Consider the following 24,009-nt stretch of genomic DNA (forward strand, 5'->3'; position numbering starts at 1 on the left):
GGTTTGAACGCCGCAACATTGAACCAAAAAGGTCACCGGCCATGGATGTCGTCGCACTCTCCATTCCCGAAGTGAAGATTATCCGCCCGAAGAAATTTGGCGATCATCGCGGATTCTTCTCGGAAACCTACAATAAGAAGACGTTCGAGGCGGCGGGGCTGCATTACGACTTCGTGCAAGACAACCAGTCCCTCTCGGCGGAGGTGGGCACGGTGCGGGGACTGCATTTCCAACTGCCGCCCTTCGCGCAGGACAAGCTGGTGCGGGTGGTTCGTGGTGCCATCCTTGACGTCGCGGTCGACATCCGCAAGGGCTCGCCCACTTTCGGTCAGCACGTCAGCGCGGTGATCAGCGCCGAGGAATGGAACCAAATTCTTGTTCCGGTCGGTTTCGCGCACGGCTTCTGCACGCTGGAACCCAATACCGAAGTGGTATACAAAGTCACGAACTTCTATTCGGCTGCGCATGACCGCGGTTTGCTGTGGAACGATCCGACTCTGGGGATCGAGTGGCCAATCGCGGCCGGCAAAGCCCTGCTCTCTGACAAGGATCTCAAGCATCCGCGGCTTGCCGAGCTCGACGAGTGTTTCTGACGAAGGGGCAGGTGTCTTGATGAAGCGCATTCTCGTTACGGGCGGAGCTGGATTCATCGGCTCGGCCGTCGTCCGTCAACTTCTGGCCGAGACCGACGCCTTCGTCGTCAACGTTGACAAGCTGACCTACGCCGCCAACCTGTCCTCGCTGCCGGGGGCCGCCACCAACCCGCGCTACGCGTTCGAGAAGGTCGACATCTGCGACGGCGAGGAGTTGCGCCGCGTCTTTGCCGCACACCGGCCGGACGCCGTCATGCATCTGGCCGCTGAGTCCCACGTGGACCGTTCCATCGACGGGCCGGGGGAATTCATCCAGACGAACGTTGTGGGCACTTTCCGCCTGCTGGAGGCGGTGCGCGGCTATTGGTCGTCGCTGCCGGCCGACGAGCGCGCGGCCTTCCGCTTCCACCACATCTCCACCGACGAAGTGTTCGGCACGCTGGGTGACGAGGGCTTCTTCACCGAGACGACCGCCTACAGCCCGAACTCGCCCTATTCGGCCAGCAAGGCGTCGAGCGACCATCTGGTGCGGGCATGGCACGAGACCTACGGCCTGCCCGTGGTCCTGACCAACTGTTCGAACAACTACGGCCCCTACCATTTCCCGGAGAAGCTGATCCCTCTGATGATCCTCAAGGGTCTGAAGGGAGAGCCGCTTCCGGTCTACGGCAAGGGCGACAATGTCCGCGACTGGCTCTACGTCGAGGACCACGCCCGCGCCCTGCGGTTGGTGCTGGAGAAGGGCGTGATCGGCGAAAGCTACAACATCGGCGGCTACAACGAGCGCACCAACCTGGATGTGGTGCGGACACTGTGCGCTCTGCTGGACGAGCTGGCCCCGGCCGGCGCGCCGCACGACCGGCTGATCACCTTCGTCGCCGACCGGCCGGGCCATGACAAGCGTTACGCCATCGACGCCTCCAAGATCACCCGCGAGCTGGGGTGGCGGCCCCAGGAGACCTTCGAGACCGGTCTGCGCAAGACGGTCGAATGGTATCTGGAGAACCGCTCCTGGTGGGAAGCCATCCTCAACGGCTCCTACCGTGGCGAACGGCTGGGGCTCGACGCGGCATGAAGATCCTGATCCTCGGCACCAGCGGGCAAGTCGGCACCGAGCTGATGCGGGCCGCCTGGCCGCTGGGCACCGACTTGGTCGGGCTGGCTCGGCCGGACGTCGACATGGCCCGGCCGGAAACGGTGGAGGCGGCGGTGGCGAAGCACGCTCCCGATCTCGTCGTCAACGCGACTGCCTACACCGCCGTGGACAAGGCCGAGGGTGACCGCGAGGCTGCCTTCGCCGTCAACCGCGACGGCCCGGCTCGCCTCGCCGCGGCCTGCGCGGCTCGTGGCGTGCCGCTGATCCATATTTCCACCGACTATGTGTTCGACGGCACGAAACCGGCGCCCTACACCGAGGATGATCCGGTTGCCCCGCTCGGCGTCTACGGCGCCAGCAAGGAGGCCGGAGAGGCGGCGGTGCGCGCCGCGCTGCCGCAACATGTCATCCTGCGCACCTCCTGGGTCTATGCCGCGCATGGAGCCAACTTCGTCAAGACCATGTTGCGGTTCGGGCGCGAGCGCGAGGAGATGCGCGTGGTCGCCGACCAGCATGGCGCACCGACGGCGGCGTCCGACATCGCCGCCGCCATCGTGGCCATCGCCGGGCGGATCGCTGAGACCAAGGACACCGGAAGCGACGCTCCCTGGGGCACCTACCACTTTACCGGAACGGGCGAGACGACCTGGCACGGCTTCGCTGAGCGCGTCTTTCAGCGGCTGGAGACGGCCACCGGCCGGCGCCCGCGCCTGCAGGCCATCGCCACGGCCGACTACCCGACCCCGGCCCGCCGGCCGGCCAACTCCAGGCTGGACTGCACCCGCATCCGGGCCGCTTTCGGCATCGAGGCACCGCGCTGGGAAGACAGCCTGGACCGTGTGCTCGACGAGTTGCTTTCCTCCCCCGCATCCTAAGACGATTCCACGACAGGCGGCGCGATCATGAAGGGCATCATCCTGGCCGGCGGGTCCGGCACCCGGCTTTATCCGGTGACGCGGGCGATCAGCAAGCAGCTCCTGCCGATCTACGACAAGCCGATGATCTACTTCCCGCTCAGCACGCTGATGCTGGCAGGAATTCAGGACATCCTGATCATCACCACGCCGCACGATCAGGCGCTGTTTCAGACCGTGCTTGGCGACGGATCGCAGTGGGGCATCAACCTGACCTACGCGGCGCAGCCCTCGCCCGACGGTCTCGCCCAGGCCTTCATCATCGGCCGCGAGTTCGTCGGCAACGACAGCTGCGCGCTGGTGCTCGGCGACAACATCTTCTACGGTCACGGCCTGACCAGCCTGCTCCGCCAGGCGGGCGAGAACACCCAGGGCGCCCGTGTCTTCGCCTACGGCGTCCGCGACCCGGAACGCTACGGCGTGGTCGAGTTCGACGCGCAGGGCCGCGCACTCAGCATTGAGGAGAAGCCGGTCAACCCGCGTTCCAAGTGGGCGGTCACCGGATTGTACTTCTACGACAACGACGTGCTGGACATCGCCGCGGCGGTGAAGCCGTCGCCGCGCGGCGAACTGGAGATCACCTCGGTCAACGCCGCCTATCTGGAGGCCGGCCGCCTGTCGGTCGAACAGATGGGGCGCGGTTATGGCTGGTTCGACACCGGCACCCACGACAGCCTTCTGGAAGCGGCGGAGTTCGTCCGCACCATCCAGCATCGGCAGGGTCTGCAGATCGCCTGCCCCGAGGAGATCGCATTCATCTCCGGCTGGATCGATGCCGAGCAGGTGCGCCGCCTCGCCGAGCCGCTGAAGAAGAACGAGTATGGCCGCTACCTGCTGAGCCTGACCGAGTAACTCCAGAAACCGTCCCGGTCCGTTTCGGACCAGAGCGGCGGGATGGTGTTGAATGTGATGTCCGAGCACATGCAGCGGCTCGTGTCGGACCATGGCGCCGGCGGATCCAGGAATGCTGGGCGGCAGATCGGCGTGTTCGTCATTGAAAGTGCATTGCGGTGTGGGTGTGGGGTGCAAAGTTGAGCCTCTTCCGCATGAACGACACGAGCCGACGGCTGGGTGGGCAATCAGTCGCAGTCTCATCGGCTCTTCACCATGAAGGCTTCATGGTCACGCAAAGAGTTCGTGCCCTAGGGTGAGGGGAACATGAGCATGACTTGTCGTGCTTTGCTGCTCGACCGTGATGGGGTGGTGAACATCGATCATGGCTATGTCGGCCATCGCGACCGGTTCGAGTTCGTGGACGGCATCTTTCCTCTGGCCAGGCACGCGGTGGACCGGGGATTTCGCATCGCTGTGATCACCAACCAGTCCGGCATCGCCCGCGGCCGCTACGCCGAAGCGGACTTCCTAAATCTGAGCGGTTGGATGGGGGAGGTCTTCCGAAGCCACGGCGTAGAACTCGCCGGGGTCTTCCATTGCCCCTATCACCGTGATGGCGTGGTGGAGCGCTACGCCCGGGACAGCTTCTGGCGCAAGCCGAACCCCGGCATGATCCTGGAGGCGGCCCGCCGCCTCGACCTTGCCCTGCCCGCTTCGGTGTTCCTGGGCGATCAACCGACCGACATGGAGGCGGCATTGGCGGCCGGCGTGGGGCGGCGCATCCTGCTGGCGGAGGGGAGCCAGACTCCTGCCCGGGTGTCTGCCCAAGGGTCCGAAGGAACGGCGGCGACCCTGACGCTTGCCCGTCCCGCCGACCTGATCCCGCACCTGTCCTGAGTGGGGTAGGCGCGGGTCGGCTGGGGCTTCAGGCCAGTTGGGACGCCACCTCGTCGGCGATGGCGAGGCAGGAGGTCAGGCCCGGCGATTCGATGCCGAACAGGTTGACGAGGCCGGGGACGCCGTGCGCTTCCGGTCCCTGGATCTGGAAGTCGGCTTGCGGTTGGCCGGGGCCGCTCAGCTTCGGGCGGACTCCGGAATAGGCCGGCACGAGGGCGTCGTCGGGCAGGCCCGGCCAATAGCGCCGGACCTCGCCGTAAAATCCGTTGGCGCGCCGGGGATCGACCGCATAGTCGATGCGGTCGTAAGCCTCGGGGGCGAGCCATTCCACGTCGGGGCCGAAGCGGGCTTGGCCACCGAGATCGATCGTCAGGTGGACGCCCAGGCCCCCTTCCACCGGAACCGGGTAGACCAGCCGCGAGAAGGGAGAGCGCCCCCGGGCCAGGGCATAGTAGTTGCCCTTGGCCAGCACGCGCGGCGGGACCCGATTGGCGGGAAATCCCTCCAGGCTCCGCGCCACCGTCCAGGCGCCCAGCCCGGCGGCGTTGACCAGGGTGGTGCAGGCGATGCGCACCGGTTCCGCCCCGCCGACCTCCAATTCGAAACCGTCAGCGGTGCGGTGGGTGCGGTTCAGCGGACTCAGCAGGGCGAGCATGGCGCCGGCTTCTTCCGCGTCGCCCTGAAGGGCCAGCATCAGCCCGTGGCTGTCGATGATGCCGGTGGAAGGCGATATCAAGGCGCCGATGCAGCGCAGATTGGGTTCCAGCACCACCGCCTCGGCGGCGGAGATCTCGTGGAGGTCATCCACCCCGTTCGCCGCAGCCTGCGCCTTGATAGCCGCCAGCCTGGGCAGTTGGGCCTCGTCGGTGGCGACGATCAGCTTGCCGACGCGCTTGTGCTCGACTCCATGCGCCGCGCAGTAGGCGTACAGCGCGGCGCGTCCGGCGACGCACAGGCGCGCCCGGACACTTCCTGTGGGATAGTAGAGGCCGGCGTGGATGACTTCCGAATTGCGTGAGCTGGTGCCCGTGCCGATGGCATCGGCCGCTTCCAGAATGACCACCTCCCGGCCGGCTTGGGCCAACCGCCGGGCGACCGCCAGCCCGACGACCCCGGCACCGACCACCACGCAGTCCACCCGCTCCATCGTGTTCCTCTCCGATCTTCCATGCATGGCCATAAAGAGACCAGGCCCGCCCGCCGCACAAGGCTATCCAAGGTCGCGCGGCGCCGTTCCCCACGGAGATACGGAAGCCGAAAGTGGCTGGGCGTACCGCGAAAGAAGGGCGGATGCATCTGTGTGACGGCCATTCGCTCTTCTGCTCCCTTCGAAAATGCGGAGTAGAGAGGGCGCTAGCCCTCTCCTGCCCCTCTTCCGGGGGTGCCGGATTATCCGGACATCGCCAATAAAGACAAAAATATGCGACTGATTAAATTGCCTTATCCGGTCTTATGTTTTGGAATTTTCCGGTAACACTGAGGAGCGTGGATTATTTCTTCTTAGAGGATTGCAGGAATATGCCATGCAAATTCATGTCATAGGATGTCGCCACCTTCCCAATGTCCGCGAAGGAGGCGATCTGGCATCCCAACGATCACAACAAAATCCACGGAGAGTCTCCCTTGACCGAAGTCATCATCGCGGACGCTGGCCTTGAGGATCTCGACGGACTGCTCAGCCATCGCGGCCCCGGCGTTCAGGTCACGCTCGTCTCCGCCGCCGACGATGGCCATGCCGTGCTGGCCGCGGCCCTTGCCGCCCGCCCGTCCGTCCTGCATCTGGTCGCCCATGGCGAGCCGGGGCGGGTCCTGATCGGCGCCCAGCCGCTGGACGCTGGGTCGCTGCTCGACCGCTCCTGGCCGGACGCGCGCGGCACCGAGCTCCACATCCACGCCTGCCATGCCGGTGCGGGCGAGGCGGGCCGCCTGCTCCTCGACCGCTTGGCCGCCGCCACCGGCGCCACGGTCGCCGCATCCTCGGGCCCAGTCGGCCCGGCGGAGCGGGGAGCCTCCTGGAAGCTCGACGTGCGCACCGCGCCCGTCTTCACCCCCTCCCCCTTCGCCGGGGTTCAGGGAGTCGGCGCGCGCGGCTGGGCCCATGAGCTGGCCGTGACCGGCACGCCGACCGACGGCAACGACACGCTGACCAGCGACGATGCGGCGGACAACATCAACGGCGGGGCCGGCAACGACATTCTGATCGGCAATGGCGGCAACGACACGCTGATCGGTGGGATCGGCCACGACACCATGGACGGCGGTGCCGGTGCCGACGTGTTCGACGGCGGTGACGGCTTCGACGTCGTCACCTACGAGAACGCCACCGCTGGCATGGTCATCGACATCGGCAACCCGGCCAACAGCACGGGCGACGCCGCGGGCGACACCTTCACCGGCATCGAGCGCTGGATCGGTTCCAACTTCGCCGACACCATGGTGGCCGGAAACGACCCCGTGTGGTTCTGGGGTCATGCGGGCGACGACGTGGAGATCGGCGGGGCCGGCAACGACACGATGGAGAGCGGCGACGGCAACGACACCGTCTATGGCGGCGCCGGTGACGACCAGATCTACAGCCGCGCCGACAACGACGTGCTCTATGGTGAGGACGGCAACGACCTGATCTACGGCGGCTGGGGCAACGACATGCTCGATGGCGGCGCCGGCAACGACACCCTGTTCGGCGAGGGCGACGCCGACACCATGTACGGCGGTGCCGGCGACGACAGCATGGACGGCGGCCAGGGCAACGACCTGATGTACGGTGGCGACGGCAACGACACGCTGATCGGCGGCATCGGGCACGACACCATGGAGGGCGGCGCCGGTGCCGACGTGTTCGACGGCGGCGACGGCTTCGACGAGGTCACCTACGCAAACTCGACCGCGGGGATCATCCTGGACCTGCGCAACCCGGCGAACAGCACGGGCGACGCCGCGGGCGACAGCTTCACCAACATCGAGCGCTGGATCGGCAGCGAGTTCGACGACCAGTTGATCGGCAACGACAACGGCGTCTGGTTCTGGGGTCACGGCGGCAACGATCTCGAGATCGGCGGGGCCGGCAACGACACGATGGAAAGCGGCATCGGCAACGACACGATCTACGGCGGCGCCGGCGACGACCGGGCCTTCGGGCGGGCCGACGACGACATGCTGTACGGCGAGGCCGGCAACGATCTGCTGGCGGGCGGCGGCGGCAACGACATGCTCGATGGCGGCACCGGCAACGACACGCTGATCGGCGACTGGGGCGTCGACACGATGATCGGCGGCGCCGGCGACGACGTCTTCTACAGCGGCGCGCACGACCCTCTGCCGGAAGCCGACATCATCCAGGGTGGGGCCGGCAACGACACCTTCATCATCGCGGCGCAGAGCGACGCCGGGACAGTGAGCTACGACGGCGGTGACGGCACCGACACGCTGCGCATCAGCTCCGACAATGTCGCCGATCCGGAAAACAAGATCACCACGGCGACGCCGCAGATCGACATCTCCGGCATGACTCTGACCAGCGTGGAGAGGCTGGAATTGGTCGGCAGCGTCCGCCACGCGGTGACGATGACCGTCGCCCAGGCCAACGGATTCACCAGCGGCATCACCGGCGCCACCGGCGGCGATGTCTTCACCATCACCGGCACGGCGCTGTCCGGGGCGGTCACCGCCGGCAACGGCAGCCAGCTCACCGCCGGGCAGGTCCAGGCGGAGACGGTGAACGGCGTCACCCTGCTGCACATCGGCACCGATGCCACGGCGGGCGCCGACGTCACCCTGCGCTTCGCCGGGGGCTTCACGGCGGATCAGTTCCAGGTCAGCGGCAGCGGGATCACCCTGAGCGGGACACCCTCGACGCCGAGCACGGAGCCCCCGACCACGACCCCCCCGACGACGGAACCGCCGACCACCACGCCGCCGACCGGCACCGAACCGCCGGTGGACAACCGGCCCTTCGCGTCGATGCAGCGCACGGTGGGTGGCGTGACGGAGGACGTGAAGGCCTATGCCTACGACGGTCCGGTCTCGGGTCTGCAGTGGAGCTTCCTGGGCGACGACCGCGGCGAGGTGCTGGGCGGGTCCGACGGCAACGACTTCCTCAATCTGCTGGGCGGTGACGACGCGGCGGCGGGTGGCGGCGGCGACGACGTGCTGGACGGTGGCGCGGGTTCCAACTGGCTGATCGGCGGTGCGGGGAAGGACACCTTCTTCGTCGACGCCCGTGGCGGCCAGGTCACTTGGTCCACCGTCACCGACCTGGAGCAGGGCGAGTGGTCCACCCTGTGGGGCTACAAGGAGGGCGTTTCCAAGCTGTCCTGGGAGGAGATGGGCGGCGCCGACGGCTACAAAGGCGCCACGGTCCGTTGCGACATCGACGGCAACGGCACCATCGACGCCAGCATGACCTTCACCGGCAAGTCGGTGGGCGCGATGAGCATGACCACCGGCTCGATTGGTGACCAGAGCTACATCGCGTTCATCAACCTCTGATCCGAAACGCCCTGATCTGAAACGGCTTGAAAACCGCCGGCCCGGAGTTCGCTCCGGGCCGGCTTCTTTGTGCTTTGGCGGCCTGTTCTGGTGGCTTGGTCGGGATGACGTTAGCCCGCTTGGGTGAGGCGTGCTCTCCGAAATTTCAGGTCGCGATCGCCATGTTTTCCTCAATACCCCCTTGATGGACGGAATATTTATCCAGTCTTCATAGGTAAGTGATTGATCATATGAATAATGAGAATTACATTATCAAGTAAGATAACGCACTAATTAAGTTCTCATGATGACGATGTGTTATTTCTTATTGGGCAATTGCAGGATGCATCTCCGAAGGCGCATGTGAATGGGTGTCGCGCTACCCCGTATCCGTGAACGATGCGACCGGGCGCCCCAGCGATCACAACAAAATCCACGGAGAGTCTCCCTTGACCGAAGTCATCATCGCGGACGCTGGCCTTGAGGATCTCGACGGACTGCTCAGCCATCGCGGCCCCGGCGTTCAGGTCACGCTCGTCTCCGCCGCCGACGATGGCCATGCCGTGCTGGCCGCGGCCCTTGCCGCCCGCCCGTCCGTCCTGCATCTGGTCGCCCATGGCGAGCCGGGGCGGGTCCTGATCGGTGCCCAGCCGCTGGATGCCGGTTCGCTGCTCGACCGCTCCTGGCCGGACGCGCGCGGCACCGAGATCCACATCCACGCCTGCCATGCCGGTGCGGGCGAGGCCGGCCGCCTCCTGCTCGACCGGTTGGCCGCCGCCACGGGCGCCACGGTCGCCGCATCCTCGGGGCTGGTCGGCCCGGACGCGCTGGACGCCTCCTGGGCGCTCGACGTGCGCACCGCGCCCATCTTCACCCCCTCCCCCTTCGCGGGCACCGAGGGCTGGTCGCATGTGCTGGCCGTCACCGGTACCCCGACGGCGGGTCCCGACCTGCTGACCAGCGACGACGAGCCCGACGTCATCGAGGGCGGGGCGGGGAACGACACCCTGATCGGCGGCGGCGGCAACGACACGCTGATCGGCGGGGCCGGCGCCGACGTGCTGAATGGCGGGGCGGGCTTCGACGAGGCGTCCTATGAGACCGCCACCACGGGAATCGTGCTCGACCTGCTGACCCCGGGCAACAGCACGGGCGATGCTGCGGGTGACAGCTTCATCGACATCGAGCGCTGGGTCGGCTCCAACTTCGACGACACCATGGTGGCCGGCAACGACCCCGTGTGGTTCTGGGCCCATGACGGCGCCGATTCGGTGACCGGCGGGGCCGGCAACGACACGCTGGAGAGCGGCAACGGCAACGACACCGTCCATGGCGGGGCTGGCAACGACCTGATCTTCGGACGCGCCGACGACGACATGCTCTATGGCGACGACGGCGACGACCTGCTGGTCGGCGGCGGCGGTAAGGACAGCCTGATGGGCGGGGCCGGCAACGACACGCTGGTCGGTGACTGGGACGCCGACACCATGGTCGGCGGTGATGGCGACGATGTGTTCTACAGTGGCGAACACGGCACCATGGACGAGGCCGACGTCATTCTGGGCGGGGCCGGCAACGACACCTTCATCATCGCCGCCCAGGGCGATGCCGGCACAGTGTCCTACGATGGCGGCGACGGCACCGACACGCTGCGCATCAGTTCCGACGACGTGACCGATCCGGAAGGCAAGATCACCACGGCGACGCCGCAGATCGACATCTCCGGCATGACCCTGGCGAGCGTGGAAAATCTCGATCTGGTCGGCAGCGCTCGTCACACGGTGACGATGACCATCGCCCAGGCCAACGGATTCACCAGCGGCATCACCGGGGCCATGGTCGGCGACGCCTTCACCGTCACCGGCACGGCGATGTCGGGGACCGCCACCGCCGGCAACGGCAGCCAGCTCACCGTCGGGCAGGTCCAGGCGGAGACGGTGGATGGCGTCACCCTCCTGCACATCGGCACCGACGCCACGGCGGGCGCCGACGTCACCCTGCGCTTCGCCGGCAGCTTCACCGCCGGGCAATTCCAGATCAGCGGAAGCACCGTCACGCTGGTGGATGCGCCCACCACACCGCCGACGACGGAACCCCCCACCACGACTCCTCCGACGACGGAGCCGCCAACCACCGAGCCGCCGACCACGACTCCCCCGACGACGGAGCCGCCGACCACCACGCCGCCCACCGGCACCGAACCGCCGGTGGACGACCGGCCCTTCGCGTCGATGCAGCGCACGGTGGACGGCGTGACGGAGGACGTGAAGGCCTACGCCTACGATGGCCCGTTCGCGGGCCTGCAGTGGAGCTTCCTGGGCGACGACCGTGGCGAGGTGCTGGGCGGGTCCGACGGCAACGACTTCCTCAATCTGCTGGGCGGTGACGACGCGGCCTGGGGCGGGGCGGGCGACGACGTGCTGGACGGTGGCGCGGGTTCCAACTGGCTGATCGGCGGCTCGGGCAAGGACACCTTCTTCGTCGATGGCCGTGGCGGCGCGACGACCTGGTCCACCGTCACCGACCTGGAGCAGGGCGAGTGGTCGACCCTGTGGGGGTATCAGGAGGGCGTTTCCAAGCTGACCTGGGAGGAAATGGGCGGCGCCGAAGGCTACAAGGGCGCCACAGTCCACTGCGACATCGATGGCAACGGCACCATCGACGCCAGCATGACCTTCACCGGCAAGTCAGTGGGCGCGATGAGCATGACCACCGGTTCGGTGGACGGCCAGAACTACGTGGCTTTCATCAACCTGTGACCTGAGACGCTGTCGTCTGAGACAGCGCCGAAAAGCGCCGGCCCGGAGCAATCTCCGGGCCGGCTTTTTGCTGTTGATGTCGGCTGTTGATGCAACAGGAGTGACCATCAACCTTGACCGATTCGGGGCTCCGTCGTATCGGTTGAACACGGCAAGCGCATTCGCTGTGGAGGTTGACGTGCGTGGCGAAGACATGAGGCTTCTGCGCGAGGAGCGCAAACTTTCACAGCCGGACTTCGCGGCTTGGCTGAACGACCGGCTGGAGCGGCGCTACGACCGGTCCAAGATCTCCCGCTGGGAAAGCAACAGCGAGAAGATCCCCGATGCGGTGGTCCGCTTCCTGCTGAAGGAGACGGCGGTGGTGGAGGGCAAGCACGGCCCGGCGCTGGTCGTCTGCCTCGCCAACCAGAAGGGCGGGGTCGGCAAGACCACCTGTACGGTCAACACCGCCAGCATCCTGGCGCGCGAGGGCTACCGCGTGCTGATCATCGACGCCGACCCTCAGGCCAACGCCACGGCGCATCTCGGCATCGACCTGATCGAGTATGAAGAGGGCCGGCGCAAGTCGCTCGCCCATGTGCTGCGCGAGGAGGTCGCCGTCGAGGACATCGTGGTCCCGGTCGGCGACATCGGTCTGGAAATCGCCCCGTCGAGCATCGAGCTGGCTTCGGTCGAGGTGGAACTGACCGCCGATCCCAGCGGTCCGATGGCCTTGCGGGAGCGGTTGCAGGACGCGCGGTCAGCCTACGACTTCATCTTCATCGATTGCCCGCCGAACCTGGGCCAGTGCACGGCCAACGGGCTGGTCGCGTCGGACGTCATCGTCATCCCCTGCCAGACCGAATATCTGTCCTCCATCGGCGTGAACCATCTGCTGAAGACGATCAACAAGCTGAAGCGGCGTTGCCATCCCAGCCTCGCCGTCCTGGGCATCCTGCCGACTATGCACAACGCCCGGCTGAACCAGCATCAGGTGACTCTGGAACAGCTTCACAGCGCGCTGGGCGGCACGCTGCGCATCTTCCCACCGGTGCCGCGGGCGACCATCTACGGCGACGCCGCCCTTGCCGGGCGCGCCGCTCTGGAAGCGGTGCCCGACGCGCCGGGTGCGTCCTCCTACCGGGCGCTTGCCGACGCCATCGCCGCCGAACGCCACAAGCGTGTGGAGGTGGCCCATGTCGCGTAAGCTTGGAACCGGAAACCTCGCCCGGCTGAACGCCATGAGCCGCGGCGCGCTCGCCGTCTTCGCGGAACCGGAGCAGGGCGTGAAGCTCGTGTATCCGGACGTGGAGTGGATCGAGGCCAATCCCGACCAGCCGCGCCGCCGCTTCGACGAGGCGGACCTCGCCGCGCTGACGGACTCCATCCGCAAGCACGGCCTGCAGCAGCCGATCGGGGTGCGGGAATTGGGGCCGAGCCGTTTCCAGCTCGTCTTCGGGGAGCGGCGCCTGCGCGCGGTCCGCGCCCTCGGCCAGCAGACGGTCCCCTGCATCCTGGTGCCGGATGGCATCGACACCGCCGAGGTGGCGGTGGTGGAAAACGTCCTGCGCGCCGAGCTGACACCGTTCGAGGAGGCGGACGCCTTCGTGGCCCTGGTGGAGAAGCACGGCTATTCCCACACCGATCTCGGCCAGATCATGGGACGCGACCGGGCGGAGATCACCCGCACCATCGCCCTGACGAAGGTGTCCGCTGCGGTGCGCGAGCGGTATGAAACCGCCCCCAGGAAGCTCGCGCGCTACAAGCTGTACCAAGTCGCCGCCCTCGACGATCCGGAGGCACAGCTTCGTCTGTGGGACACGCTGGTCAGCGATCCCCTGCCCGCCGCCGCCCCGCCCCGGGCCGGAGATGGCGCCTCGCCGGGCGCGCGACCGCCCCGCCGGGAGGATGAGCCGGAGGCCGTGCTGAGCGCCTTCAGCCTGCGCGTATCCCGCAACATCCTGCGAACACGGGACGCCCTGCAGGCTTTCCAGGAGAAACCGAAGCGGCTGGACGGCGTGGACCGCGAGGTTCTGCGCGCGTTGCGCAGCAGCATCGACGCCATCCTGGACGGTGATCCGGAGTGACGGCCGGCGGTGAGAATTCTCACCGTTGTTCCCTTCTGGGCATAACGGTGAGAATTCTCACCGTCAGGAAACCGACCCTTCGGCAGCGATGACCGGACTTCCAACATCCTGGGGTCCATGTTCCATCCAGGGTGGCGGGAGGCAATCATAATGGCAGGCTCCCCATCCGCCGCCGTCCCAGAGGTCCACGGGGCCTCCGCTTGGTGACAAACCACCGGCTTGTGTCCTCTGGTGAGTGCTTCCACACCTCGGTTGCATTTTGCCGGGTTCGGTATCACTGTGACGCCCGCCCGTTGGACTGTCGTCCGGACCACCGGCCTTTGCCGGCTGCCGCGCTTGGCTTGCCCTGTTCGGCGGAGGCCCGGTTGCTTCCGAACACGTTGTCACGGACCTTATTTATGACTGTTGAGAGTTTCGAAGACGCTGCAGCCGGTGCGCCCACCCGAGCCGGTGACGCAGGTCCCCTGTCGCCCCGCCAAAAGAGCGTGCGGATGCTGTTCGACAGCCTTGCTCCCGAGCGCGACCGCTGGGTCGAGCGCAACCGGGACTTCCATGAGGCCGACCGCGCCTATCTGCGTTTCCTCATTCCGGAGAAGGCGTCGGTCCTTGAGATCGGCTGCGGCACCGGCGACACGCTGTCCTTCCTGGAACCGTCACGCGGGGTGGGCATCGACCTCAGCCCGGCGATGATCGAACGGGCGCGGGAGCGCCATCCGGGGCTGGAATTCCACATCGGCAACGCGGAAGACCCCGCCGTCCTGGCGGAGATCGAAGGGCGCTTCGACGTCATCCTGCTGTCCGACACCGTCGGCTTCCTCGACGACATCGAGGAGACGCTGCGCCAACTCCATCGCTTCGCCACGCCGCAGACGCGCATCATCGTCAGCTACCATTCCCGCCTGTGGGAGCCGGTCCTGGCCGCCGCCGAACGGTTCGGCCTGAAGATGCCGCAGGGGCAGATGAACTGGCTGTCCAGCGCCGACATCGCCGGCCTGCTGACCCTGGCCGGCTGGCAGCCGGTGAAGCGCGAATGGCGGCAGCTCGTGCCGCGCCGGCTGCTCGGTCTCGGCACGCTCATCAACCGCAGCATTGCCCCGTTGCCGGGAGTTCGGAAGCTGTGCCTGCGCAACTACGTCGTGGGCCGTCCGGTCGCCCGGGCGCCGGAGCGGCAGCCGTCCTGCACCGTACTGATCCCCTGCCGCAACGAGCGCGGCAACATCGAGAACGCCATCCGGCGCATGCCGCGCTTCTGCCCGGATCTCGAGGTGATCTACGTCGAGGGCAACAGCCAGGACAGCACCTACGAGGAATGCCTGCGCGTCCAGGCCGCCTATCCGGACTGGGATATCAAGGTCATGAAGCAGCCCGGCAAGGGCAAGGGCGACGCGGTGAGGGCCGGCTTCGCCGCGGCGCGGGGCGACATCCTGATGATCCTCGACGCCGACCTGACCGTACCGCCGGAAAGCCTGCCGAAATTCTACCGCGCCATCGCGTCCGGGCAGGGGGAGTTCATCAACGGTACGCGGCTGGTTTATCCTATGGCCGATGAGGCGATGCGCTTCCTGAACTGGATCGCCAACCGCGCCTTCGCCCGCATCTTCTCGTTCCTGCTGAACACGCGCTTCACCGACACGCTGTGCGGCACGAAGGTGTTGTGGCGGCGCGACTACGACCAGATCGTTGCCAACCGCCACTACTTCGGCGACTTCGATCCTTTCGGCGACTTCGACCTGATTTTCGGCGCGTCGAAGCTGAATCTGGAGATCGTCGAGGTGCCGATCCGCTACGCCGACCGCAGCTACGGCGAGACGCAGATCAGCCGCTTCACCCACGGTTGGCTGCTGCTGCGGATGGTGCTGTTTGCCTGGAAGAAATTGAAGGCTCTTTGATCCTGTCATGCGACATACGGCCCTGGCCCTTCGGGTAACAATGGCCGTGAAGTGGTTGCGAAGGCGAGACAGCCGCAGCGGCGTCATGAGCGGGGGTGCACCATCATGGTGATGCACCCCCGCTCCCTCGCCCAAACGTCATGGGGTAGGGCATGTCCGGGACAGACCAACCGACTTCGCCAGCAGGACCCATGATACTATTCTTATAATTTTCTTCCGTCAGTGGATGGCCTCCTGGCGCCATCACTTTCTGTTCGCGGATAGGCACTCGATCGCAGCGGGCGTTGTCGTTGTCTGTTGTCGCTGTCGGGCAGATCAGTTTAGAAGCCGGTTTGCTGCGGCCTGCGCCCTCGCCCCGGGGCCGCTTTGCAGAGGGGATCCGTTTAGAAGAGAGCGGATCGGTTTAGAACCGACACCCTTGTGGCTTTCCGCGGCTTCCGCCCGGTTCCATGGACGTCCAGAGAGCCGTCATTCCACCCCGTCCGCAGTTCGGGGTGCTTGGGCTTTTGTCGCGCGCCGGGAGCCGGCTGGCCGGGGCACCGTGGTCGGCATGCCCCTGCTCCAAACCATGCCTCCATGTTCATCCGGGTGGATAAGATCAACTGACGTTTTGTACAAAGGGGCCCTGGCGGACATTTTTCCGCCTGAACCGTCCAAGAGGCCCCATGGCCCTCGTCGCCTACGCCCGCGTCTCCACCGAGGAACAGTCCACGGACTCGCAGCTCCTTGCCCTGCGGCAGGCCGGCTGTTCGGTCATCTTCGAGGAGCACGCGTCGGGCGGCGACCGCGACCGCCCGGTGCTGGCCAAGGCGCTCGCCAGCCTGAAGCGGGGCGACACGCTGGTGGTGGCGCGCATCGACCGCCTTGCGCGCTCGCTCTTCCATCTGCTTGAGGTGATTGATGGGCTGGGGCAGCGCGGCGTTGCCTTCAAGTCGCTGGGCGACCCGATCGACACCACCAGCCCGCAGGGGCGCTTTGCCCTTCAGGTCCTGGGAGCCGCCGCTGAGCTGGAACGGGCCCTGATCCGCGAGCGCTCGATCGCCGGGCTCAAGGCCGCTGTGGCCAAGGGCAAGGAACCCGGCAATCCTGGCCTGCGCCGACGTGACCCTGCGGCGCTGGAAAAGGCGCGGCAGGGCCGCGAAACCGCCCGCGACGAGTTGGTCGTCGCGCACGCCCAGGAGTTCCTGCCGACCGTCGAGGCGTTGCGCCCAACGGCACCGTGGGATCAGGTCGTGCGTGCGTTGAAGGGGCAGGGGCGGACCCGGCCGTGGGATCATAAGCCATGGACGCCCAACAGCCTGATCCGCGCCGTGCGCCGGTTGGCCGCGGTGGGACTGGTTCGTCAGGACGTCCTCGATCCGGCGCCCAAGCGGGTCGACAGCGACGACCTCGTGCTGATGGTGGCGGGGCTGGCGCGGGCCGAACCCGGCATCACGCTCGACGGCATCGCGCTCCGTCTGCGGGGCATGGGGCAGCGCACGCCACGTGGTGGCCTGCGCTGGAGCCGGTCGTCGGTGAAGAACCTGCTAGACCGGGCCAAGGAGCTGGGGCTGGTACGAGACGCGGGGACCGTGTAGCGGTTGGCCCGTCGCCTACGCGGTGGGCTGGTGAGGAGACGTTTATTTGGGCTGTCCCGACCTTCATAGCCTTCGACAAACCCGGCGCGGTTCAGTGCAGGAGGGCCGCATGGGCGACGCCCTCAAACGCTCGATGCCGTCCAGACGGTGCTGCCGTTCTGGGCGGGTCGCTGACTTCCCGTTGCCACCGCGCGGGTGACGACCTCGCCGTCGAGATTGATGAAATAGGTCGCGGTGCGCACGAGCTGCTCCGGCGTGAGGCCGTTGGCCCTCAGTTCCGCCCACATCTTCTCCATCTCGTGCTCCGGCCGGCCGAGATAGGAGTCGGTGATACGGTCTATCAGCTTCTGCTGGTCGGCCGTCACGTAGGGCATGTAGCCCCGGTCGTTGACAGGCAGCGCCATCTGGAACGCCGGCGGGTCGCTTGTTCGGCTCTGGACGACCTTGTCCCGTTGGCGTTTGTACGCGTCCAGCTCCCTCTGCATCCGGGCGATCTCCTCGCTCTCGGTCTGCTCCGACGCCGCCGGGGCTGTTGTCGCGGCCGGCGATCCAGATGCGGCTGTCGACAAAAGGTCCGAAAAGTCGGGCGAGCCTGTGGGGTGACCGGCACCCGGCATCCTGCTCCGATCCGAGACGGCGGCAGAACTGGCGGCCACAGGGTGTCCAAGGACTTGCACGCTCACCTCCACTGCGGTTCATGGCTTTGACATGCGCGGCTGGACAAAAGCAAAGGTTGTGCCATGTTCTCGCCGCGCATGGGAATACCGGACGCGGCGTCCGTGACGCCGTCGCGTGCGCCTTTCGCTTGGTCAGACTCTGCCGATGGGCACGAATTGCCTGACGGAACGCGATAGGGGATGAAGCGTGCGATGCTCTCTTTTGCCGACCCCTTCGCACTCTGCGTGGAACAGCGCGCGGTGTTTCAAGGTGTGACGGCTCAAGGCTCGGCGTTTGGTGGCCTTCGGGCCTTGAAAAGGCTCGGTGGGCCTCACCGTCCGGCGGATCGCGAGCATGGAAGCGGTGAGAATTCTCACCGCTCATTTCCTGTGGCCGCAGGCAGGAAAAGCTCCCTCCCCGCACCCGCGGGGAAGGGCCTTTCCATTGGAGACCGTCAGTGGGCGCTGCCGCCGTCCTCGAAGGAGGGGGCCTGGAGGCCGGACGCCGCCAACTGCGCGACGACCATGCCCTTCAGCCGCTCCAGCCCTTCGGAGGTTCCGGATTCCGCACGGGCCACCAGCACGTCCTGGGTGTTGGAGGCGCGCAGCAGCCACCAGCCATCCGCCGTCGTCACGCGGACGCCGTCGATGTCGTTGACGTCGGCGCCCTCGACCTTCAGCCGGTCCTTGACCTCCTGCACGACCTGGAACTTGCGTTCCTCGCTCACCTGGAAGCGGGTTTCCGGGGTGTTCACCACCGCCGGAAGGCGGTCGCGGAGGTCCGACAGCGGCACGCCGAGCTTGCTGACCAGCCCGATCAGCCGCAGGGCGCAGTACAGTGCGTCGTCGAAGCCGTACCATTTGTCAGCGAAGAAGATGTGGCCCGACATCTCGCCGGCCAGCGGCGAGCCGACTTCGGCCATCTTCGCCTTCAGCAGCGAGTGCCCGGTCTTCCACATCAGCGGATGGCCGCCCAGTCGGGCGATCTCGTCGAACAGCGTCTGGCTGGCCTTCACGTCGGCGATGATGGTGGCTCCGGGATGCTCCTTCAGCACGTCGGCGGCGTAGATCGCCAGGAGCTGGTCACCCCACACCACGCGGCCCCGCTCATCGATGGCGCCGATGCGGTCGCCGTCGCCGTCGAAGCCGATGCCGATGTCGCAGCCCTTCTCCGCCACCGCGGCCTTCAGATCCACAAGGTTCCGCTCGACCGTGGGGTCGGGGTGGTGGTTCGGGAAGCTGCCGTCGATGTCGTCGAACAGCAGGGTGTGCGTGCCCGGCAGCCGGGCGGTCAGGCGGCGCAGGATCTCGCCGGTGGCGCCGTTGCCGGCGTCCCAGGCGATCTTTAGATTGCGGGTGCCGTCAAAGTCCTTCAGCAGCCGGTCCACATAGGCGTCCCGGACGTCGATCCGTTCCGAGGAGCCCTCGCCCGACACATAGTCCGCCTTGGCGGCGATGACGCCGAGATCGAGGATCTGCCGGCCGTAGACCGGCCCTTTTCCCAGCATCATCTTGATGCCGTTGTAGTCCGGCGGGTTGTGGGAGCCGGTGATCATCACGCCGGCCGCCGCCTCGCGGTCGCGGGTGGCGAAATACAGCATCGGGGTGGGACCGAGCCCGATGCGCAGGACATGCAGGCCGCAGGCGGCCAGACCATCCACCAGGGCCGCTTCCAACTCCGGCGAGGACAGCCGGCCGTCATAGCCGACGCACACGGTCTTCCCGCCGCCGCGGGCGACCACGGTGCCGAAGGCGCGTCCGACCGCGCGGGCATCGGCGGCGGTCAGGGTGCTGCCGACGATGCCGCGGATGTCGTATTCGCGCAGCACCGTCGGATGGAACGTGTGGGCCTCGTTCATGGTCTTGGCTGACCTCCTTGAAGCGGTTCCGTTTCAGACGCCGGCGGGCGCCGCGGGCCGCCCGATGGAGGAGTAGGCGAAGCCGGCGGCGGCCATGTCGTCGGGATTGTAGATGTTGCGCAGATCGATCATCACCGGGCGCTTCAGCAGCGTCTTGACCCGCTTGAGGTCCAGCGCGCGGAACTCGTTCCATTCCGTCAGAATGGCGACGCAGTCGGCCCCCTCCAAGGCGCCGTAGGCGTCCTTCGTCCATTCCACGCCGGGCAGCAGCCGAGCGGCCTCGTGCATGCCGGCGGGGTCGAAGGCGCGCACGGTGGCCCCGGCGGCCTGAAGGGCCGGGACGATGTCGAGCGACGGGGCGTCGCGCATGTCGTCGGTGTTGGGCTTGAAGGTGACGCCGAGAACGGCGACGGTCTTGCCGGTCAGCGACCCGTCGCAGGCGGCGACGATGCGCTCGGCCATCCGCTTCTTGCGCGCGTCGTTGATCTCCACCACCGTCTCGACGATGCGCAGGGGGCTGCCCGCCTGCTGGGCGGTGCGCACCAGCGCCAGCGTGTCCTTGGGGAAGCAGGAGCCGCCGTAGCCCGGCCCGGGATGCAGGAACTTCTTGCCGATGCGTCCGTCCAGCCCGATGCCGCGGGCCACGTCGTGGACGTTGGCGCCGACCTTCTCGCACAGATCGGCGATCTCGTTGATGAAGGTGATCTTGGTGGCTAGGAAGGTGTTGGCGGCGTACTTGGTCAGCTCCGCCGTTTCCAGCGAGGTCAGGACGATCGGCGTCTCGATCAGGTAGAGCGGGCGGTAGAGCCGGCGCATCACGTCGGCGGCGCGCTCCGAGGAGGCGCCGATCACCACGCGGTCGGGGCGCATGAAATCGCCGATGGCCGAACCTTCGCGCAGGAACTCCGGGTTGCTGGCCACGTCGAAATCGGCCTGCGGATTGGTGCGGCGGATGATCGCCTCGACTTCGCGTCCCGTTCCAACCGGCACGGTCGATTTGTTGACCACCACCGCGTAATGGTCGAGGTGGGCGGCGATCTCCTCGGCGGCGGCGTAGACGTAGGAGAGATCGGCATGGCCGTCGCCGCGGCGCGTCGGGGTGCCCACGGCGATGAAGATGGCGTCCGCCCCGTTCATGGCCTCCTTCAGGTCCAGCGTGAAGGACAGCCGTCCGGCGGCGACGTTGCGCGCCACGAGATCGTCCAGCCCCGGCTCGTAGATCGGGATCTCGCCGCGCTTCAGCCGCTCGATCTTGCCGGCGTCCTTGTCCACGCAGGTGACGTGCACGCCGAATTCCGAAAAGCAGGCGCCGGACACAAGCCCGACATAGCCCGTACCGATCATCGCTATGCGCATGAAAATTCCTTTGCTGACAGCCGCGCGCCTCCGCCCGTTTCCGGGCCGGGAGGCGGTTCCTGGCGTTCAAACGCTGTGCGGTGCGTTTCGGGCCGCTGCCTGGGTGACCCGGTTCGTTTGCCCCGGTCCGTTTGCCCTGGTTCGTTTGGCAGGGGGCGCGGAGACCATGGAGGTCGGCGTGCACCGGGCAGCCCGTGGCGGGCCGGAGATGACCCGGCCCGGCCTATGGTCGCACGCCGCGCTTCATCGGTGCGATCCGGCCTTCATGAGGCCATCCGGGTGTGGAGCCGCCTCAAATCGCCTGAAGATAGGCGGGGTCGAGGGCGCCGTGACGGAACGGTATCCAGTCCTTGTGGTCGGCCCGGTACTGCAAGCCGTAGGGGTTCTTGAAGAAGATCTTCTGAAGCGGCTGCCCGCCCTCGGCGCGGGTGCGCTCAAGGTCGAGCAGAGGGGAGGCGGCGAACACCTTTTCCCACAGCTCGGCGTTGTCCACGTCGCGGCCCGCGTTCTTCACGTAGTCGCGCGCGGCGTCGCTCAGTTGCCAGGCCTCTTCGACCATCGCGTAATAGTCCACAGTACCCTCGGCCATGACCCTGCTCCGAAGCGTTCGAGATGACGCTTGGCATAGCGCATTTTTGGAAGGGAGAAAACCGTTCAGCAAGGGCGCCCGAACTGTCAGGCCGCAGGAGACAGGCCCAGCGTTGCGGAGAGAGCGGCGACGACCCGGTCCACGTCGGTGTCGGCCATCGCCGGGAACAGGGGCAGCGACAGGGTGCGGGCGTAATGGGTGTCGGCGCCGGGCAGGGCAAGGGCGCCGTAGCGCTTGCGCCAGTAGGGCTGGCGGTGGACCGGGATGTAGTGGACCTGGGTGCCGATGCCCTGCGCCCGCAGATCGGCCATGACCTGCGCCCGTGTCCGTCCGGCGGCGGCGAAGTCGACGCGGGCGGCGCAGAGATGCCAGGCCGGACGGCACCAGGGAACGCGGGCCGCCGGCCGGACCAGCGGGGCGAGAGGGGCCAGCCGCTCCGCATAGAGATCCATCAGATGGCGGCGGCGTTCCACAAAGGCCTCCAGCCGCGTGAGTTGGCTGAGGGCGAGCGCCGATTGGATGTCGGTCAGGCGGTAATTGAAGCCCGGCTCCGCCATCTCGTAATACCAGGGGTTGGCGGCCCCATTCGAGGCAAAGGCGGCCTCACGGTCCTCGAACCCCGCCGGGTCCCGCTCCATGCCATGATTGCGGAAGCGGCGCAGGCGGGCTGCCAGAGTGGCGTCGTTGGTCGTCACGGCCCCGCCCTCGCCCGCCGCGATGGTCTTCACGGGATGGAAGGAGAAGGCGGTGAACGTGCCGAACGCGCCGCTGCCGACCGGCAGGACATGACCGTCGGGCGCCATGTCCAGGCTGCCGATGGCGTGGCAGGCGTCTTCGATCACCGCCAGCCCATGACGGTCGGCAAGCTGGCCGAGACCGGCCATGTCCGCGGTCTGGCCGGCGAAATGCACGGGCGCCAGGGCGCGCACCCGCCAGCCGGCACGAGCGGCCCGCTCCATCGCCGCCGCCGCTTGCTCCGGGCCCATCAGGCCGGTGTCCGGATCGACGTCGGCGAAGGCCACCTCCGCCCCCACGTAGCGGGCGGCGTTGGCGGTGGCGAGGAAAGTGACGGCGGGCACCACCACCGCATCGCCGGGGCCGAGCCCCAGCGCGAGGGTGGCCAGATGCAGAGCGGCGGTGCCGTTGGCGCAGGACACCGCGTGGGCCGCGCCGGTGCGGTCGCACAGCGTCCGTTCGAAGGCCTCCACCGCTGGCCCCTGGGTCAGCCAGTCACCGCGCAGGACGGCGGTCACCGCGTCGATGTCGGTCTGGTCGATGTCCTGGCGCCCGTAGGGCAGGAAGGGCGGGGGGGACCCGGACGCGGGGCCGGTCATCGCGGGCGGGCCATTACGGGGCTTCCGCGATCAGCCGCATCAGCCGCGCGCCGTCCAGCCAGTCGCCGTTGGTGTCGCTGGCGTAGCGGAAGCCATCGTCCACCGGCCGCGCGCCAAGTCGCTGGTAGGGCTCGTGCGTCCAGAAGGCGAAGGCCGGCTCGATGACGAAGCGGTCCGGCAGCTCGAAGGTCTGTCGGGAATCGTCTTCGGTGATCATCACCTCGTGCAGCTTTTCGCCGGGGCGGATGCCGACCGGCTTGTGCGGCAGGTGGGGCGCCATCGCGCGGGCCAGATCGGTGATGCGCATGCTGGGGATCTTGGGCACGAAGATCTCACCGCCCTGCATCATCGCGATGCAGGACACGACGAAGTCCACCCCATGCTGCAGCGTGATCCAGAAGCGGGTCATGCGCTCGTCGGTGACCGGCAGCGCCTCCGCCCCTTCCGCGATCATCTTGCGGAACAGAGGGATCACCGACCCGCGGGAGCCCACCACATTGCCGTAGCGCACCACCGAGAAGCGCGTGCCGAGCGAGCCCGACAGGTTGTTGGCGGCGATGAAGATCTTGTCCGAGGCCAGCTTGCTGGCGCCGTAGAGGTTGACCGGGTTGGCCGCCTTGTCGGTGGACAGCGCGATCACCCGCTTCACGCCGGTGTTCAGCGCGGCCCGCACCACATTCTCCGCCCCGTAGACGTTGGTGTGGATGCATTCCATGGGGTTGTACTCGGCAGCCGGCACATGCTTCAGCGCGGCGGCGTGGACGCACACGTCCACCTCGCGCATGGCCAGTTCCAGCCGCTCGCGGTCGCGCACGTCGCCGATGAAGAAACGCAGCGTGGATGCCCATTCCGGCCCCAGCTGCTGCTGCATCTCGTACTGCTTGAACTCGTCGCGGGAGAAGACGATGACCCGTCGCGGGTTGGCCCGCCGCAGCACCGTTTCAACGAAGCGGCGCCCGAAGGAACCGGAACCGCCGGTGACCAGGATCGAGCGGCCGTTCAGGAGGTCGAAGCCGGATTGCAGAGCCTCGGTCGGTGCCCCATTCGAAGGGTCAAGCTGCTGCATGGTCACCGTGATCGTACATATGGTGTCTGAGGTTGTCCCTGCGGACCTTAGCCCGAT

The 24,009-nt window shown here is 67.1% G+C and carries 18 protein-coding genes; 11 read left to right on the top strand and 7 right to left on the bottom strand.

Annotation, left to right across the window (positions count from 1 at the left end; all coding sequences use genetic code 11):
• Positions 1-41 precede the first annotated feature (41 nt).
• From rfbC to DXK32_RS16005, 5 genes are all read left to right on the top strand, one after another.
• Positions 42-593, top strand: coding sequence for a dTDP-4-dehydrorhamnose 3,5-epimerase (gene rfbC, locus DXK32_RS15985; RefSeq protein WP_114859416.1), 552 nt, complete (start codon positions 42-44; stop codon positions 591-593).
• Positions 594-612: 19 nt separating this feature from the next.
• Positions 613-1,668, top strand: coding sequence for a dTDP-glucose 4,6-dehydratase (gene rfbB, locus DXK32_RS15990; protein WP_114859417.1), 1,056 nt, complete (start codon positions 613-615; stop codon positions 1,666-1,668).
• Positions 1,665-2,564, top strand: coding sequence for a dTDP-4-dehydrorhamnose reductase (rfbD, locus tag DXK32_RS15995; RefSeq protein ID WP_114859418.1), 900 nt, complete (start codon positions 1,665-1,667; stop codon positions 2,562-2,564). The genes rfbB and rfbD overlap by 4 nt, the downstream gene beginning before the upstream one ends.
• Before the next feature lie 27 nt (positions 2,565-2,591).
• Positions 2,592-3,455: a glucose-1-phosphate thymidylyltransferase RfbA gene (gene rfbA / locus DXK32_RS16000; protein ID WP_114859419.1), complete on the top strand. Its 864-nt coding sequence runs from the start codon at positions 2,592-2,594 to the stop codon at positions 3,453-3,455.
• Between the two features lie 312 nt (positions 3,456-3,767).
• The gene (locus tag DXK32_RS16005) at positions 3,768-4,334 is read left to right on the top strand and encodes an HAD family hydrolase (protein ID WP_114859420.1); all 567 of its coding nucleotides are present in this window, start codon (positions 3,768-3,770) and stop codon (positions 4,332-4,334) included.
• Positions 4,335-4,362: 28 nt separating this feature from the next.
• On the opposite strand, the gene DXK32_RS16010 is transcribed toward DXK32_RS16005, so the two are convergent.
• Entirely contained in the window at positions 4,363-5,481 is a 1,119-nt protein-coding gene (locus tag DXK32_RS16010) for an NAD(P)/FAD-dependent oxidoreductase (protein ID WP_114859421.1), read from the bottom strand.
• Positions 5,482-5,957: 476 nt separating this feature from the next.
• Between DXK32_RS16010 and DXK32_RS16015 the strand changes: the two genes are divergently transcribed.
• From DXK32_RS16015 to DXK32_RS16040, 6 genes are all read left to right on the top strand, one after another.
• The gene (locus DXK32_RS16015) at positions 5,958-8,822 is read left to right on the top strand and encodes a DUF4347 domain-containing protein (protein WP_114859439.1); all 2,865 of its coding nucleotides are present in this window, start codon (positions 5,958-5,960) and stop codon (positions 8,820-8,822) included.
• A gap of 428 nt (positions 8,823-9,250) precedes the next feature.
• Positions 9,251-11,560, top strand: coding sequence for a DUF4347 domain-containing protein (locus tag DXK32_RS16020; protein WP_114859422.1), 2,310 nt, complete (start codon positions 9,251-9,253; stop codon positions 11,558-11,560).
• A 178-nt stretch (positions 11,561-11,738) separates the two neighbouring features.
• A complete protein-coding gene (locus DXK32_RS16025; protein WP_247877180.1) occupies positions 11,739-12,746 on the top strand; it encodes an AAA family ATPase in 1,008 nt (335 codons plus the stop codon).
• Positions 12,736-13,626 (top strand): ParB/RepB/Spo0J family partition protein, encoded by an 891-nt coding sequence (locus DXK32_RS16030; RefSeq protein ID WP_114859424.1) that lies wholly within the window; start codon positions 12,736-12,738, stop codon positions 13,624-13,626. Before DXK32_RS16025 ends, DXK32_RS16030 begins: the two co-directional genes overlap by 11 nt.
• Before the next feature lie 491 nt (positions 13,627-14,117).
• The gene (locus DXK32_RS16035) at positions 14,118-15,515 is read left to right on the top strand and encodes a glycosyltransferase (protein WP_247877181.1); all 1,398 of its coding nucleotides are present in this window, start codon (positions 14,118-14,120) and stop codon (positions 15,513-15,515) included.
• A 665-nt stretch (positions 15,516-16,180) separates the two neighbouring features.
• A complete protein-coding gene (locus DXK32_RS16040) occupies positions 16,181-17,092 on the top strand; it encodes a recombinase family protein (protein ID WP_114859426.1) in 912 nt (303 codons plus the stop codon).
• A gap of 122 nt (positions 17,093-17,214) precedes the next feature.
• Here the strand turns inward: DXK32_RS16040 and DXK32_RS16045 are convergent, their stop codons facing one another.
• From DXK32_RS16045 to pseB, 6 genes are all read right to left on the bottom strand, one after another.
• On the bottom strand, positions 17,215-17,577 hold the full coding sequence (locus DXK32_RS16045; protein WP_247877182.1) for a hypothetical protein: 363 nt from the start codon (positions 17,575-17,577) through the stop codon (positions 17,215-17,217).
• A gap of 626 nt (positions 17,578-18,203) precedes the next feature.
• Complete coding sequence (gene pgmG, locus DXK32_RS16050) at positions 18,204-19,607, bottom strand: phosphoglucomutase/phosphomannomutase PgmG (RefSeq protein ID WP_114859427.1); 1,404 nt, start codon at positions 19,605-19,607, stop codon at positions 18,204-18,206.
• Between the two features lie 33 nt (positions 19,608-19,640).
• Entirely contained in the window at positions 19,641-20,963 is a 1,323-nt protein-coding gene (locus DXK32_RS16055; RefSeq protein ID WP_114859428.1) for a UDP-glucose dehydrogenase family protein, read from the bottom strand.
• A gap of 292 nt (positions 20,964-21,255) precedes the next feature.
• Complete coding sequence (locus DXK32_RS16060; RefSeq protein WP_114859429.1) at positions 21,256-21,552, bottom strand: hypothetical protein; 297 nt, start codon at positions 21,550-21,552, stop codon at positions 21,256-21,258.
• Positions 21,553-21,638: 86 nt separating this feature from the next.
• Positions 21,639-22,886, bottom strand: a complete 1,248-nt coding sequence (gene pseC / locus DXK32_RS16065; RefSeq protein WP_114859430.1) for a UDP-4-amino-4,6-dideoxy-N-acetyl-beta-L-altrosamine transaminase — start codon at positions 22,884-22,886, stop codon at positions 21,639-21,641.
• A gap of 13 nt (positions 22,887-22,899) precedes the next feature.
• The gene (gene pseB / locus DXK32_RS16070) at positions 22,900-23,952 is read right to left on the bottom strand and encodes a UDP-N-acetylglucosamine 4,6-dehydratase (inverting) (protein ID WP_114859431.1); all 1,053 of its coding nucleotides are present in this window, start codon (positions 23,950-23,952) and stop codon (positions 22,900-22,902) included.
• Positions 23,953-24,009: the final 57 nt, after the last annotated feature.

Source organism: Azospirillum brasilense (assembly GCF_003349955.1).
Lineage (GTDB): Bacteria > Pseudomonadota > Alphaproteobacteria > Azospirillales > Azospirillaceae > Azospirillum > Azospirillum brasilense_B.